Genomic DNA, 15,046 nt, shown 5'->3' on the forward strand with positions numbered 1-15,046 from the left:
CACCCCCTGACAGAGATCGAAGACACTTCGGGCCGACCCGCATAACCGCATGCCACAAGGCGTTCCAGTGCAGCAAGTGATCATGCGGAGACGGATCGGCGAACCTTTCCGCACCTTTCTCCACGGAGTAATGTGCTGGCCGACCCTTGACAGATTGCATACCATTCGACCAATACTCAGGCCTCATGAACGGCGACACAGCGGCTTCCCCCGCACCAGCGCTGCAGGACGATGCCGGGTCCGACAGCACCTCCGTGCTCGTCGCCACGGATCTCAGGAAGAACTTCGGGGCCGTGGCGGCGCTGGCGGGGGCGTCCCTGCACCTGCGCCGTGGCGAGGTCATGGCCCTGATGGGCGACAACGGGGCCGGCAAGTCGACCCTGGTGAAGTCCATCGCCGGCGTGGTCGTCCCCGACTCCGGGGAGATCCGGATCAACGGCGAGCCCACCCGGTTCGCCGGCCCCGGAGACGCGCTCAAGGCCGGGATCGAGACCGTCTACCAGGACCTCGCGCTCGTCGACTCCATGTCGGCCAGCGAGAACGTGTTCCTGGGACGCGAGCCCGTCAAGGCGGGACCGTTCAGCCGGCTCTTCAAGCTCGTGGACCGCCGGCGCATGGCGGACGAGGCCGCGCGGGCCCTCGCCGGCATCGGGGCGAAGATCCCGTCGCTCGCCGACACCGTCTCCGCGATGTCAGGCGGGCAGCGCCAGGCGCTCGCCGTGGCCCGCGCGATGTTGTGGGGCAAGAACATCGTCATGCTCGACGAGCCCACCGCCGCTCTGGGGGTGCAGGAGTCGGAGCACGTCCTGGAGATCATCACGGCGCTCAAGTCGCAGGACGTGTCCGTGCTCATGATCTCCCACAACCTGGAGCACGTGTTCCAGGTCGCGGACCGGGTGACCGTGATGCGCCAGGGCCGCACGGTGGGCGAACGGCACGTCCGCGACGTCGTGGCCAACGACATCGTCGGGCTCATCACCGGGGGATCAGAGGTGTCCTGAGCGGCACCGATCGGGGAAATCGCGTCAAGATCCCACCTGGTGTGGGCGAGATCGGAGTACGAATGTCAACGTCCGGACCACGACGGTGGCCGCTGCAGCTCGCGGCCGTCACGTCGCTCCTCATCGCGGTGGCGGCCTGCGGCGGGTCCGCGGAGACCGCCGCGGCGCCGGCCGCGGGCGAGTCGGCCGCGGCCAAGAAGGTGTTCATCGGCTTCGCCAACTTCGCCGAGCCGGAGAGCCCCGTGCTGAAGGCGCTCGACACCGGCATCCGCAAGGAGGCCGAGAAGCGCAGCTGGGACCTGGTGGTGCTCAACAACGACCGGGACGGGCCCACCGCCGTCTCCAACGCGGAGACGATGGTCGCCCAGGGCGTGACGCACGCGATCGAGTTCCAGGGCGACGGCAAGGTCGCCCCTCAGCTCATGGACACCTTCAACGCCGCCGGCATCCCGGTCATCGCGATCGACATCGCGCACCCCGGGGCGCACTTCTTCGGCATCAACAACACCGAGGCGGGGCGGCTGAGCGGCCTCGCGGCCGGCAACCACGCCAAGGAGAAGTGGGACTGCAAGCCCGACCTGGTGACGCTGCTGGAGAACGAGGCCTCGGGTGACGTGGCGCTGCTGCGTACCGAGGGCATTCTCAAGGGCCTGAAGGAGGCCTGCCCCGGCATCTCCGACGAGGTGATCCAGCGCCGCAACTCGCCGACCACGCCGGACGGCGCGCAGGGCGTCGCCCGCGACATCCTGGTCGCCAAGCCGGACGCCAAGAACATCCTCGCCCTGGGCGGCAACGACAACATGGTGATCGGCACCATCAACGCCGCCGAGCAGCTCGGCCGGGCCGGCGCCGTGTTCGGCTACGGTCTCGGCGCGGACCTGATGCTGTTCGGGGTCGACACGCCCGGCCTGGGCGGCTCGACCGCCTTCTGGTACGAGGGATACGCCAAGGAGATCTTCAAGCTCCTCGACCAGATCGTCGGCGGCAAGGCCCCCGCGGTCGTGGACTCCCCCACCGATCCGAACGCGCACTTCAACCCGGCGTGCCAGTTCCCGATCGAGCACGTGAAGAGCATCCCCACCCTGGAGCAGCGGATCGAGGAGCTCTACGCGGGCGACTCCGGCTCGGCCTCGGCGGCCGAGAAGTACTGCCCCGAGGGCGTGGAGACCTACGGGCTGAAGAGCTAGCCGGGTCATCGTGTCCTCTTCAGGCATCACACTGACGAACCGGTGGGCGCGGGTCTCCTCCCTCGCCCCCCGGGGGCACGGCGCCACCACGCTGGTGCTGCTGCTCACCTGGCTGGCGCTCGTCGTGGCGACCGGGCTGCGGGCCCCCGGCTTCATATCCGGCCAGACGGTCGTGGCCGTGGCGTTCAACATGGCCTTCGTCGGGATCATGGTGACCGGGGTCGGCATCGTCATGCTGTCCGGTGCCGAGTTCGACCTCTCCGTCGGGGTCACCGCCGTCACCTCCGCGCTGATCGTGGCGCAGCTCCTCGTCGAGGGCTGGGCCTTCCCGCCCGCGATGCTGGTCGCGGTGCTGTTCGGCGTGCTGGTCGGCGTCGTCAACGCCGCGCTCGTGCTCGGGCTCGGCATCCATCCCATCGTGGCCACCCTCGGCATGATGTTCCTGGTCAGCGGGGTCACGCGGATCTTCGTGGACTTCGTCGCCATCCCGCGGGACTCCTTCCTGCGCCAGCAGGCGGCCGGGGCGTTCCTCGGGGCTCCCAAGGTCTTCTGGCTGATGCTGGTGATCTTCGTGATCGCCGGGCTGGTGACCACGTACACGCGGCCCGGGCGGCACCTCGTCGCGGTGGGCGGCAACGCCCAGGCGGCGAGCGCCCGGGGCATCAGCCCGCGGCGCGTGCGGGGCGGCGCGTTCGTCCTGTGCGGGCTCGGCGCGGGCGTCGCGGGCATGGTGCTCGCCTCCCAGGGCGACATCGTGCAGTCCAGCCTCACGGCCGGCACCGAGTTCAGGGTCATCTCGATCCTGCTGCTCGGCGGCATGGCCCTGACCGGCGGGCGCGGGCGCTTCAGCGGGGCGTTCGCCTCGCTGCTCCTGCTGAGCACGCTGCCGACGGCGATCGTCACCTGGGGCGTGTCGTCGAGCTGGCAGCCCGTCGTCGAAGGTCTCGTCCTGGCCGTCGCCCTGGCCGTCAACGCGCTGCGGGAGAAGAAGAGGTGAGGATGTCCACCAGCCGTACTGGGGCGTTGCTGAGCCCCATGGCCACGAGCCTCGCCTTCCTCGCGATCGTGATCGGGTGCGGGATCGCGCTGGCTCCCCGGTTCCTGACCGCGGCCAACCTGGCCGGCGTGTCGAGCGGGCTCGTGGCGCCCGCCGTCATCCTGCTCGCGGCCTGCCTGGCGATGACGGGCGGGGTCACGGACCTGAGCCTCGGCTCCGTGCTCGGGCTGGGCGGCGTCGTCTACGCGACCGTGTACCAGCTCTCCGAGTCCCCCACGGCCGGGGTGGGCGCCGCCGCGGCGGCGGGGGTCGCGGCCGGCCTGTTCAACGGCGTGCTCTCGGTACGTTTCCGCGTCTGGCCGCTGATCGCCACGCTCGGCATGCTGGTGGCCGCCCGCGGCCTGGTCAGCGTGATCAGCGGCGGCGGCTCGGTGTCCGCCTACACCCCGCAGCTGAGCGCGGCGTTGAAGACCGCCGTCGGCCCGATCCCGATCGCCCTCGTCGGCGTCGTCGTCCTGGCCCTGCTCGTCGGCTGGGTCATCAAGCGCACCCGCTGGGGCAACCACCTGCGCGCTGTCGGCGGCGACGACGTCGCGGCCCGGCGCGCGGGCATCCCGGCCGACCGCGTGCGGCTGCTGCTGTTCGTGGTCGTCTCCCTGGTCGCCGCGCTCGCCGGCACCCTCCAGGTCATGCGGACGGGCGCGGCGGCGGTGAACCTCGGCGAGGGCACGGAGCTGCTCGTGTACGGCGCGCTGCTGATCTCGGGCTACCGGCTCGCCGGCGGCGGGCGGGGCAGCGCCCTGTCCGGACTGGTGTGCCTGTTCGCGCTGGAGCTGATCAGGAACATCTTCCGGCTGCGCGGGCTGCCCCTGCCGCTGACCGACGTGCTGCTCGGCCTCACCCTCATCGGCGCGGTCGGCCTGGACCTGGTCCGCGGGCGCGTACGACGTCCGCTGACCGCACAGCCCGCGACCGGATGACCCGCATACAGAAAGGTGACTTCACGATGGAAGCGTTCTCGCAGGGCCCGTTGACCGGGGTGCGAGTCATCGAGACCGGGGTGCTGGTCGCCGGCCCGTTCTGCGGCCAGCTCCTGGGCGACCTCGGGGCGGACGTCATCAAGGTGGAGGACCCCGCCAAGGGCGATCCGATGCGGCAGTGGGGGCGCGAGCGTCCCCACGGGAAGTCGCTCTGGTTCCCCATCCTGGGCAGGAACAAGCGGTCCGTGACCTGCAACCTGCGGGTGGAACGCGGACAGGAGGTCTTCCGCAGGCTGGTCGCCGAGGCGGACGTCCTGATCGAGAACTTCCGGCCGGGCACCCTGGAGAAGTGGGGGCTCTCCCCCGAGACGCTCTGGGAGCTCAACCCCCGCCTGGTGATCGTCCGGGTGTCGGCGTACGGCCAGGACGGCCCGTACGCGGGCCGCGCCGGCTACGGCTCCATCGGCGAGGCCATGGGCGGCATCCGCTACGTGACGGGCGACCCCGAGACCCTGCCGAGCCGGGTCGGGATCAGCCTCGGCGACGCGCTCGCCGGCACCTTCGCGGCGCTCGGCTGCCTCGGCGCGCTGCGCGTGGCCGAGACCACCGGCCGGGGCCAGATCGTGGACAGCGCCATCTACGAGGCGGTGCTGGCGCTGATGGAGTCGACGGTCCCCGAGTACGCGATCGGCGGCCACATCCGCGAGCGGACGGGCTCGATCCTGCCGAACGTCGCGCCGAGCAACGCCTACCGCACCGAGGACGAGGACATGGTGCTGATCGCCGCCAACCAGGACACCGTCTTCGGCCGGCTGGCGGGGGCCATGGGCCGTCCGGAGCTCGCCGAGCACCCGGACTTCGCCACGCACGGCGCCCGTGGCCTGAACCAGCGGCGGCTCGACGAGCTGATCGCGGGCTGGTGCGCGACCATGCCGGCCGGCGCGCTGCTCGACCACCTGCACGAGCACGGCGTGCCCGCCGGCCGGATCTACACGGCGCGGGAGATGTTCACGGACGAGCACTTCGCCGCGCGCGAGGCGATCGTCCGGCTTCCGCACGCCGAGTTCGGCGAGTTCCCCATGCAGAACGTCTTCCCCCGGCTGTCCGCCACCCCCGGCGGCATCCGGTCGCTCGGCCCCGAGATGGGCGAGCACAACGAGGAGGTGCTGTCCCGCCACGCGGGACTGGACCCCGGAGAACTGGCCGGCCTGCGCGCGGACGGCGTCATCTGACCACGAGCGAGAAAGCGAGATCGGACCATGAACCCTGTCAACAAGCCGTCGATCAGCTACCAGGACGCGCAGCGAGCGGTCGCCGCCGCCGTCGACAAGGCCCGCGAGCAGGGCCTCGCCATGGTCGTCGCGGTGGTGGACGAGAGCGGCGTGCTCAAGGCGTTCGCCAGGATGGACGGCGCTCCCCTGCTGTCGGTGCAGGTGGCGAAGGACAAGGCGTACACCGCCGCCGGCTTCGGGATGCCCACCGACGGCTGGTACGACTTCATCAAGGACGACGGCCCGCTGGCCCTCGGCGCCCCCACCGGCATCGACCGGCTCGTGGTCTTCGGCGGCGGCTTCCCCATCACGGCGGACGGCGTGACCGTGGGCGCGATCGGCGTCAGCGGCGGCCACTACAGCCAGGACATGACCGTCGCCCAGGCCGGGGCCGACGCGCTGAGCTGAGCCCTCCGGCCCGCCGGCGGCCCCGCCCGCCCGGCGGGCATCCGCATCCCAGCTGTCAACCTACTCAGTAGTATGCAAAGGAGGGCCCGTGGCGGTCATCTGGCAACCGAGACTCGACGCCGAACGGGAGAGATGGGTCAGCGTCGCGGCCCGGCTCACGGCGGACCACTTCGCCCCGCTCGCCGAAGAGCTCGACCGCGACCAGCGCTATCCCTGGGAAAGCGTGGAGCGGCTGGTCGAGTCCGGCCTGGCCGGGCTGTTCGTGCCCAAGGAACACGGCGGGCAGGGCGCCGACCTGGAGACGACGTGCGCGGTCATCGAGACCGTCTCGCGCGGCTGCGCCTCCACCGGGTCGATTCTGGCGGCGTACGCGCTGGGAGGCACGCCGCTGCTGCTGGCCGGCACCGACCGGCAGAAGGCCGAGCACCTGGGCGGCCTGGCCGCGGGCAAGGCGGTCAGCTTCGCGCTCACCGAGGAGGGGGCGGGGAGCGACGCCGCCGGCATCAGGACCACGGCGGTCCGTGAGGGCGACCGCTGGCGGCTGCGCGGCGAGAAGATCTTCATCGGCAACGGCGGCGCGTCCCAGTGCTACGTCGTGTTCGCCCTGACGGACCCGGACGCCGGCACCCGCGGCATCACCGCCTTCCTGGTCGACAAGGACGCCGACGGCGTGGTCATCGACCACTACGAGGACAAGATGGGCATCCGCGGCACCCTGACCAGCAACCTCAAGCTGGACACGCTGGTCGGCGACGACGACGTCCTCGGCGAGCTCAACCGCGGGATGCGGCTGGCGATGCGGACCCTTGACGCGGGCCGGATCTCCGTGGCCGCCCAGTCCGTCGGCGTCGGCCTGGCCGGGTACGACGCCGGCAGCAGGGAGGCTGCCCGCAGGCGCACGTTCGGCCGGCCGATCATCGACAACCAGGGGATCTCCTTCCCGCTCGCCGACGTCGCGACCAGGCTCAGCGCGGCGCGCATGCTCACCGTCGAGGCGGCCCGCGCCTACGACCGGGGCGAGAACGTCAGCGTGCTCGGCGCGATGGCCAAGCTCTACGCGAGCGAGGCGGCGCACGACAGCGTCGACCTGGCGGTGCAGATCCACGGCGGCGAGGGCTACTGCAAGCCGTGCCCGGCCGAGCGGCTGTACCGGGACCAGCGCATCCTGGAGATCTACGAGGGCACCTCGGAGATCCAGCGGCTCGTGCTCGGGCGCTTCGTCAAGGCCGAGGCCGAGGAGGCGATCCGGTGAGCTTCACCGACCACTGGACGCTCGACATCCGGTGGCCGGAGCCAGGGCCTTCGACCGTGTACGACCTGGCGCACCGGCTCCACACCGGGATCCCGCACCACCCCAACCATCCGCCCTACTCCTTCACCCTCACCAAGCGGCACGGCGAGGTGATGTACCCCGACGGCGTCTCCGCCGCCGCCGAGATGATCACCACGGGCGGGCACGTGGGCACGCACATGGACGGCTTCGCGCACGTCTCCAGGTTCGGCCGGATCTACGGCGGCCTCGACGTGACGGAGAACCAGTCGTACGCCGAGGGCGTCGCCGTGCACTCCGTCCACGAGATGCCGCCGGTCCTCGCGCCGGGCCATCTCGTGGACGCCACGGTGGCGCTGGGGCGCGACCTCACCCCGGCCGACGGGATCGGCGCGGACCTGTTCGAGGAGTGGTTCCGTACGCGTCCGCGCCCTGCGCCCGGCTCGGTCGTGCTGATCAGGACCGGCTGGGACCGGCACTGGACGGACAACGCGACCTTCCTCGGCACCTCGACCGGCGCTCCGGGGGTCACGCCGTCCGGCGCGGAGTGGCTGACCCGCCATGAGATCATCGCCACCGGAGCCGACACCGTCGCCTACGAGCAGCTGCCGGCGGCGACGTTGCCGGTCCACTGTCATCTGCTGGTGGACCACGGTGTGCCGATCATGGAGGCGATGCATCTCGCGCCGCTCAGCGAGCGCGGGATCTGGGAGTTCTTCTTCGTCGCCGCGCCGCTTCCCATCCTCGGCGGCACCGGCTCCCCGATACGTCCACTGGCCCTGGTACCACGGACGTAAGGCGGTACACCCGTTGAGCAGCAGTGAGATCGGCCGGCCCGCCCTGGGCCGGCCGGGTCCCGGTGAGGACGGCCGCAAGGCGATCCTGGACGCGGCGGCGCGGGCCTTCGCCCGCAAGGGCTACTTCGCGACCAGCATCGACGCCATCGCCGACGAGCTCGGCGCCACCAAGGGGCGCGTCTACCACTACTACCGGGGCAAGGCGGAGATCTTCCTCGACGTGGTCGTGACGGGGATCCGCGATCTCATCGCCGCCGTGGAGCCCATCAGCGCCCGGACCGGCGCCGGGCCGGCCGAGCGCATGTACGAGATGGCGCACCTGCACGCGTCCATGATGATGCTGCGCAACCACGCGCAGCGCGTCTCCGTGCAGGCGATCGAGATGCGGTCAGTCGCCGAGATCGCGATCCACGCCGACGTGCTCGCCGACGTGCTCGCGCTGCGCCGCCGGTACGAGCAGATCTTCATCGACGTGGTCGAGGAGGGCGTACGGCTCGGCGACTTCGCCGCCACCGACAGCGGCCTGGTCGTCAAGTCGGCGCTCGGCGCCCTGAACTGGATCCCCATCTGGTACGCCCCCGACCGCGGCTCGCTCGACGTGGAGAAGGTCGCGGACACCTTCGCCCGGTTCATCGTGAACGGTTTGAAAGGAAGCTGAAGATGCACAGCCCCAGCTCGGCCGGATACTGGAGCGAGGTGGAGACCTGGCCCAGGGACCGCATCGCGGAGTTCCAGCTCGCCGCACTGCGGCGGCAGCTCGCCCACGTCGGGACGAACAGCGCATACTACAAGGCGGCCTGGGCCGGGCTCGGCTTCGAGCCGGGCGACCTGCGCTCGCTCGACGACCTGCGCGCCCTGCCCTTCGTACGCAAGACGGACTACGTGGCGGATCTGGCCGAGCGGGGGCCGTGGGGCTCGATGCTGGCCGTGCCCCTGGACGACGTCGTACGGGTGCACTTCTCCTCGGGCACCACCTCCTCGCCCGCGCCGGTCTGCTGGACGCAGGCGGACCTCGACCGCTGGGCCGACCTGTACGCGCGCTTCGCCTACAGCCAGGGGGTGCGCCGGACGGACGTGTACCAGGCGCTGTTCGGGTTCGCCTGGTTCGTCGGCGGCCTCGGCGTCACCGCCGCCTACGGCAGGATCGGCTGCACGGTGATCCCCGGCGGCTCGGCCGACACCGAGCGGCAGATCGACGTCATGGCCAGGTACGGCGCCACCGCCGTCAGCGGCACCCCGTCGTTCATGCTGCATCTCGCCGAGACCGCCGAACGCCTCGGCCGCCCCCTGCGCGACAACCGGGTGCGGCGCGTCCAGGTCGGCGGCGAGCCCGGCGGGTGCATCCCCGAGACGCGCGCCCTCATCGAGGAGCGCTGGGGGGCGAAGGTCTTCGACGGGTACGGCTCGCTGGAGTTCCAGCCGATCGCCTGGGAGTGCGAGGAGCAGGCGGGCGGCCACGTCGCCGAGGACTTCGTCCACGCCGAGGTCGTGGACGTCGAGAGCGGCGTCCCGGTCCCGGACGGCGAGCCGGGCGTGCTCGTCCTCACCCATCTCGACAAGCGGGCGACGCCGTTCGTGCGCTGGTGGACGGGCGACGTCGTGGTGCGGGACTCCTCGCCGTGCGCGTGCGGCCGCACCCACGGCCGGCTGCGCGGCGGCGTGCTCGGCCGGGCCGACGACATGCTCGTCGTACGCGGCGTCAACTTCTTCCCCAGCTCCGTGGAGAGCCTGGTGCGCGGCACGCCGGGCGCCAGCGGCGAGTACGTGATCGTCATCGACGAGGACGTCGTCGACCGGGCCACCGGCTACCTGACCGGCGTCAAGGTGCGCCTCGAGACGGAGGACGGCGCCGCCGAGGCCGCGGTCGAGCGGCTCGCCCACGCCATCCGCGCCGAGCTCACCGTCCGAGCGGTGATCGAGCCGGTGCCGTCCGGCTCGCTCGCCCGCAGCACGCACAAGGCCAAGCGCCTGGTGCGCGAGATCCGACCCAAGGAGTGAACGTGGCCGACGACGTCTACATCGTGAGCGCGGTACGCACACCGCACGGCAAGTACGGCGGATCCCTCAAGGACGTGCGGCTCGTCGACCTCGGCGGGCTGGCCGGGCGGGCGGCGCTCGACCGCGCCGGCGTCTCGCCCGCCGACATCGGCGAGCTGGTGCTGTCCAACTGCCGGCAGGCGGGCAACGGCCCCAACCCGGGCCGCCAGGTCGCGCTCAAGGCGGGCCTGCCCGAGCCCGTTCCCGCGCAGACCGTCAACATGGCCTGCGCCTCCGGGCTCAAGGCGCTCCAGCTGGCCGCGCAGTCCATCGTCCTCGGTGACGGCGGCCTGGCCCTGGCCGTGGCGGCCGAGAGCATGTCGACCATGCCGTACCTGGCCCCGTACACCCTGCGCTGGGGCGGGGTGCGGCGCGGGGACGTCACGCTGGCGGACGGCTGGACGGACGGCGGCACCGACCCGATCTGCGGCATGACCATGGGGCAGACGGCCGAGAAGGTCGCCCGCGTGCACGGCGTCAGCCGGGCCGACCAGGACGCCTGGTCGGCGCGCAGCCACCGGCGCCTGGCCGCCGCGTGGGACGAGGGGCGCATGGACGGCCAGGTCGTCGAGGTGGCGCACGAGGCCGGCGCGCTGGCCAGGGACGAGACGTTCCGGTCGGGATCGACCGCGGACAAGCTCGCGACGCTGCGGCCCGCGTTCGAGGACGGCGGCACGGTCACGGCGGGCAACTCCAGCCAGATGGCCGACGGCGCGGCCGCCGTCGTGCTGGCCGGCGGCCGGGCCGCCGCCGAACGCGGGCTCGTCCGGCGGGCCCGGCTGGTGTCCGTGGCGGCCGTCGGCGTCGATCCGACCATGATGGGCGTCGGCCCCGTCGCCGCGATCCCCCTGGCGCTCGCGAAGGCGGGGCTCGGCGTGGCCGACGTCGACCTGTTCGAGATCAACGAGGCGTTCGCCGCGCAGATCGTGCAGAACGTCCGCGCCCTGGACCTCGACGAGGACCGGGTCAACGTGAACGGCGGCGGCATCGCCCTCGGCCATCCGACCGGTCAGAGCGGCCTGCGCGTCGTCGTCAGCCTCCTGCACGAGCTCGAACGGCGTGACCTCCGGTTCGGGGTGGCGAGCCTGTGCGTCGGCGGCGGGCAGGGCATCGCCGCGGTCATCGAGCGGGTGGCCGCATGAGCGCGGGCACGACGGTCGCGGAGATGACGGTGGTCGTCGCGGGGCTCGGGCCGATGGGCCGGGGCATCGCCCGGGTGTTCGACCGGGCGGGCGCGCGGGTCGTCGTCTGCGACGTGTCCCCGGAGGCGACGGAGGCGGGGCTGGCCCGGATCCGGCAGGAGGCCGAGGCCGACGGCGAGCGGAGCGGCGTCGAGGCGGGCGAACTCGCGTCCGCCGTGGCCGGGGCGGACCTGTTCCTGGAGGCCGTCGTCGAGAACATGGACGTCAAGAACGCCCTGCTGGCCGAGGTGCGCGCACACGCGCGGGACGACCTGGTCGTCGCCTCCAACACCTCCTCGCTGAGCGTCGGCGAGATGGGCAAGGCGTTCGGCGACCCGTCGAGGGTCGTCGGGCTGCACTTCTTCAACCCGCCGGCGAAGATGCGGCTGGTCGAGGTGATCAAGGCGGCGGGCACCTCGGACGAGGTGCACGAGCAGGCGCTCGCGATCGTCCGCGAGCTCGGTAAGACGCCCGTGACCTGCGCCGACTCCCCCAACTTCGTGGTCAACCGGATCTGCCGGCCGCTCTACTACGAGGCCCAGCTCCTGGTCACGCAGGGGATGGAAGCAGCCGCGGTGGACGCCGTGGCGCGCGGCGCGCTCGGCCACCGCATGGGTCCGCTCGAACTGCTCGACTTCACCGGGCTGCACACGCACCTGGCCTCGTCGGAGACGGCGCTGCGCGAGTTCGGCGACCCGCGCTACCGCCCGATCCCGCTGGTCCGGCGGCTGGTACGCAACGGCATGACCGGGCGGGCCGCCGGGCGGGGCTTCTACGACTACGGGACCGAGCCGCCACGCGACGGGCGCGCCCGCGTCACCCGGCCCGCCGGGGCCGCGCGGGAAGGCGTGCGCGTCCACGTGACCGGCCCCGACGCCGCCGTCCTGCGCGAGCATCCCGCCGTCGCCCCGCACCTGGCCGAGGACGCCCCGCTCGTCGTCTACAGCTGCCACCGGCGGCCCGCCACGGAGGACGTGACGCGGGTCCGCGAGCTGTCCGCGCGGGCGCGGGTGATCGTGGACGGCTCCGACGCCGCCTGGCGTGACCTGCTGCCCGCGGACGCCGGCTGGGTACGGCTGCACGCCTGGCGCGAGGAGGTCTTCGCCGAGGTGGTGGATGACCCCGAGGCGGATGTCGCGGTCCCGGACAGCGTGGAGACGCTGCTGGACCTGCTGGGAGCCGCCTCCGTCCGGGTGCTCGCGCTGCCCGGCCTGGTCGCCGACCGGCTCGCCGACTGCCTGGCGAACGAGGCGTACGCCGTGGTGGAGGAGGGCACCGCGCGGGCCGACGACGTGGACGTGGCGCTGCGCCTGGCGATGAACCATCCGGTGGGGCCGTTCGCTTACGTGCGCCGAGCCGGGGTGGCCGGCGTGGCGGCCGGGCTGCGCTCGCTGCTCGCCGAGACCGGCGACCCCCGCTACCGGCCGACCCAGCTCATGTCCCGCCAGGTCAGCGCCCTGTCGAGGCGACCATGAGCCAGAGGCCGGACGCCGCGAGCGCGGCGGGCGGGGTGGGTGCGGCGGGCGCGGCGGGCGCGGTGGGCGCTGCGGGCGTGGTGCGGGCCGCCGTGCTCGGCGCGGGCGCGTGTGCGGGGCTTTCCGCGCTGGTCACCGGGGCGGGCAGCGGGATCGGGCGGGCGATCACGCTGCGCCTGGTCGAGCTGGGCGCCCGGGTCACCGGTCTCGGGCGGCGCGCGGAGACGCTGGCCGAGACCGGCTCGCTCGCCGCCGCCCCCGGCCGCTACGACTACGAGGTGTGCGACGTCCGCGAGCCGGACGCCGTGACCGCCGCCGTCGCGCGGACCGGCGCCCGCCACGGCCTCGGCCTGCTGGTGAACAACGCCGGCGGCCAGTTCTTCGCTCCGGCCACCGGGATCTCCGCGAACGGCTGGCGCGCGGTGGTCGACCTCAACCTCACGGCGGTCTTCACCGTGACGATGGCCGCGTACCCCTTCCTGGCCAGGGCGGGGGGCAGCGTGGTCACCATCTCCCTGTCCGGCGTGGAGCGCGGCGGCATGGGCATGGCCCATTCGATCGCCGCGCGCGCCGGCGTCCTCGGCCTGACCAGGACACTCGCGCTGGAGTGGGCGGAGGACGGCGTCCGGCTCAACTGCGTCGGCCCCGGCACGGTGCTGACCGGCGCGCTGAACGGCGAGGCGGGCCGCCACGTGCTCGACAACCTGGTCGCCAGGGGCACCCCGATGCGGCGGCCCACCGCGCCCGAGGAGGTGGCGGAGCTCGTCGCGTTCCTGGCCGGGCCGGCGGGCGCGATGATGACCGGGCAACTGATCCAGATCGACGGCGGCGCCCATCTCGGCGCGGGCCTGCACATGCTCGCGGAGGCGTACGCATGACCGGCCGCAAGGTGATCGGCCTGCGGGAGGCCGTCGCCGCGCACGTCCGGCCGGGTGCCACCGTCTACCTGGGCAACTTCGGCGCCCAGCTCTTCGCCGTCGGACACGAGATCATCCGGCAGCGCCGTACCGGCCTGCACCTGGTCATCGGGTCCGGCGGCATCCTGCTGGACCAGCTGCTGGGCGCGGGCGTCCTGGCCTCGGCCACGTTCGGCCACTGCTGGAGCCCGGTCGGCCCCGGTCCCACCTGGAACTTCCGGCGGGCCGCCGAGAGCGGCGAGCGGCCGGTGACGCTGTACGAGCTGAGCCTCGGCCTGCTGACCGCCGCGCTGACGGCGGGCGCCTGGGACGTGCCCTTCATGCCGGTACCCGGCCTGCCCGGCACCGGTTACACCGACGAGAACTGGCCCAACGGCCGGACGTCCCGGGTGGACAGCGTCTTCGGCGCCGCCGACGTCGTGGCGGCGATCGTTCCCGACGTCGCCTTCGTCCACGTGGACCAGGCCGACGCCGACGGCAACGGCGTCATCCCCGGCCCGCTGGGCGAGACGCTGGTCGCCGCGCAGGCGGCCCGCGCCGTCGTCCTGGTCGCCGAGGAGGTCGTCGACACCGGGACGGCCCGCCGGGCGGGCATCGCCGTACCGGGGCTGCTGACCAGCGCCGTCGTCCACCGTCCCGGCGCGGTCGCCCCCGACGGCGCGATCGGCCGCTACGAGCGGGACGTCGCCGCCTACGAGCGGTACGTCGCCCGCGCGGCGACACCCGACGGGTTCGCCGACTGGCTGGCCGGGCACGTGACCGGAGGCCGCGATGCGTGACGGTCACGAGGTGGCGGCCTTCCTGGTCCGCGCCGCCCGCGAGTTCCGGCGCGGCGGATGGGTGTTCACCGGCTTCCACTGGCCGGTGCTCGCCGGGCAGCTCGCGTACGAGCTGGCGGGCGAGCCGTTCACCCAGGTCTTCGAGGCGGGCGGCAGCGTCCACGGGCCCGCCGCCGCGGTGCCGACGAGCACTACCGACTATCCCGCGTACGCGGACGTGCTCGGCTTCGCCGGCAGCACGGCGGACGTCCTGCTGGCGATGGGCCGGCGCTTCGACCGGGTCGTCCTCGACGCCGGGAACGTCGACGTACGCGGCCGGGTCAACTCCTCCATGATCGGGCCGGCGGACGCGCCCCGGGTCCGGCTGCCGGGCGGCGGCGGAGCGCCCGACATCGCGGCGCGGGCCCGCGAGCTCGTCTGGCTGTCCGGAGGGGACGACCTGCGGCGCCTCCAGCGGCAGGTGGAGCACGTGACCGCCGCGCCGCGGCCCGGCGCGCTCGTCCGCCTGCACACCCGGTGGGGCATCGCCAGGCTCGGTGACGCGCCCGTACTGGAAGAGCTCGCCGACCTGCCGGGAACCGACACCTACCTGCGCCACCTGGAGTCTTTGGGGGTGCGCACGGACGGAGCCGTCCGCCGGCGGACGCCCGCGTCGCCGGCCGAGCTCGCCGCCGCGCGCCGCGTGCTGCGCGCCGCGGCCGAACGCGGCTACCAGGTGGCCCGACGAGCACTCGCCGACGAATAGA

General features: G+C 73.0%; 15 protein-coding genes. All 15 read left to right on the forward strand.

Translation table 11 applies throughout. The annotated features are described in order from the left end of the window. The first annotated feature begins 185 nt into the window (after positions 1-185). The 15 genes from SMD20_RS17100 (at position 186) to SMD20_RS17170 (ending at position 15,045) form a co-directional block, all read left to right on the forward strand. Complete coding sequence (locus tag SMD20_RS17100) at positions 186-1,001, forward strand: ATP-binding cassette domain-containing protein (RefSeq protein WP_329581812.1); 816 nt, start codon at positions 186-188, stop codon at positions 999-1,001. Between the two features lie 62 nt (positions 1,002-1,063). Beyond that, positions 1,064-2,188, forward strand: coding sequence for a sugar ABC transporter substrate-binding protein (locus SMD20_RS17105; RefSeq protein WP_329581814.1), 1,125 nt, complete (start codon positions 1,064-1,066; stop codon positions 2,186-2,188). 10 nt (positions 2,189-2,198) lie between these two features. Continuing rightward, a complete protein-coding gene (locus tag SMD20_RS17110) occupies positions 2,199-3,185 on the forward strand; it encodes an ABC transporter permease (RefSeq protein WP_329581816.1) in 987 nt (328 codons plus the stop codon). 2 nt (positions 3,186-3,187) lie between these two features. Beyond that, entirely contained in the window at positions 3,188-4,165 is a 978-nt protein-coding gene (locus SMD20_RS17115) for an ABC transporter permease (RefSeq protein WP_329581819.1), read from the forward strand. Positions 4,166-4,191: 26 nt separating this feature from the next. Then, positions 4,192-5,397 carry a CaiB/BaiF CoA transferase family protein gene (locus SMD20_RS17120; RefSeq protein WP_329581822.1) on the forward strand — a complete coding sequence of 402 codons (1,206 nt, stop codon included), beginning with the start codon at positions 4,192-4,194 and terminating at the stop codon, positions 5,395-5,397. Between the two features lie 27 nt (positions 5,398-5,424). After that, positions 5,425-5,844: a GlcG/HbpS family heme-binding protein gene (locus SMD20_RS17125; RefSeq protein WP_329581825.1), complete on the forward strand. Its 420-nt coding sequence runs from the start codon at positions 5,425-5,427 to the stop codon at positions 5,842-5,844. 88 nt (positions 5,845-5,932) lie between these two features. Beyond that, on the forward strand, positions 5,933-7,096 hold the full coding sequence (locus SMD20_RS17130) for an acyl-CoA dehydrogenase family protein (protein WP_329581828.1): 1,164 nt from the start codon (positions 5,933-5,935) through the stop codon (positions 7,094-7,096). Continuing rightward, positions 7,093-7,911: a cyclase family protein gene (locus SMD20_RS17135; RefSeq protein WP_329581831.1), complete on the forward strand. Its 819-nt coding sequence runs from the start codon at positions 7,093-7,095 to the stop codon at positions 7,909-7,911. The genes SMD20_RS17130 and SMD20_RS17135 overlap by 4 nt, the downstream gene beginning before the upstream one ends. Before the next feature lie 13 nt (positions 7,912-7,924). Beyond that, positions 7,925-8,569, forward strand: a complete 645-nt coding sequence (locus SMD20_RS17140) for a TetR/AcrR family transcriptional regulator (RefSeq protein WP_329581835.1) — start codon at positions 7,925-7,927, stop codon at positions 8,567-8,569. Between the two features lie 2 nt (positions 8,570-8,571). Beyond that, positions 8,572-9,909 carry a phenylacetate--CoA ligase family protein gene (locus SMD20_RS17145; protein ID WP_329581838.1) on the forward strand — a complete coding sequence of 446 codons (1,338 nt, stop codon included), beginning with the start codon at positions 8,572-8,574 and terminating at the stop codon, positions 9,907-9,909. A 2-nt stretch (positions 9,910-9,911) separates the two neighbouring features. Then, positions 9,912-11,090: a thiolase family protein gene (locus tag SMD20_RS17150; RefSeq protein WP_329581840.1), complete on the forward strand. Its 1,179-nt coding sequence runs from the start codon at positions 9,912-9,914 to the stop codon at positions 11,088-11,090. Continuing rightward, a complete protein-coding gene (locus tag SMD20_RS17155; protein WP_329581841.1) occupies positions 11,087-12,604 on the forward strand; it encodes a 3-hydroxyacyl-CoA dehydrogenase NAD-binding domain-containing protein in 1,518 nt (505 codons plus the stop codon). Before SMD20_RS17150 ends, SMD20_RS17155 begins: the two co-directional genes overlap by 4 nt. Beyond that, on the forward strand, positions 12,601-13,482 hold the full coding sequence (locus tag SMD20_RS17160; RefSeq protein ID WP_329581844.1) for an SDR family oxidoreductase: 882 nt from the start codon (positions 12,601-12,603) through the stop codon (positions 13,480-13,482). Before SMD20_RS17155 ends, SMD20_RS17160 begins: the two co-directional genes overlap by 4 nt. After that, positions 13,479-14,300 carry a CoA transferase gene (locus SMD20_RS17165; protein ID WP_329581847.1) on the forward strand — a complete coding sequence of 274 codons (822 nt, stop codon included), beginning with the start codon at positions 13,479-13,481 and terminating at the stop codon, positions 14,298-14,300. The genes SMD20_RS17160 and SMD20_RS17165 overlap by 4 nt, the downstream gene beginning before the upstream one ends. Beyond that, entirely contained in the window at positions 14,293-15,045 is a 753-nt protein-coding gene (locus tag SMD20_RS17170; RefSeq protein ID WP_329581850.1) for a hypothetical protein, read from the forward strand. The genes SMD20_RS17165 and SMD20_RS17170 overlap by 8 nt, the downstream gene beginning before the upstream one ends. Position 15,046 lies beyond the last annotated feature (1 nt).

Origin of the sequence: Nonomuraea sp. LP-02 (assembly GCF_036289125.1) — a bacterium.
GTDB lineage: Bacteria > Actinomycetota > Actinomycetes > Streptosporangiales > Streptosporangiaceae > Nonomuraea > Nonomuraea bangladeshensis.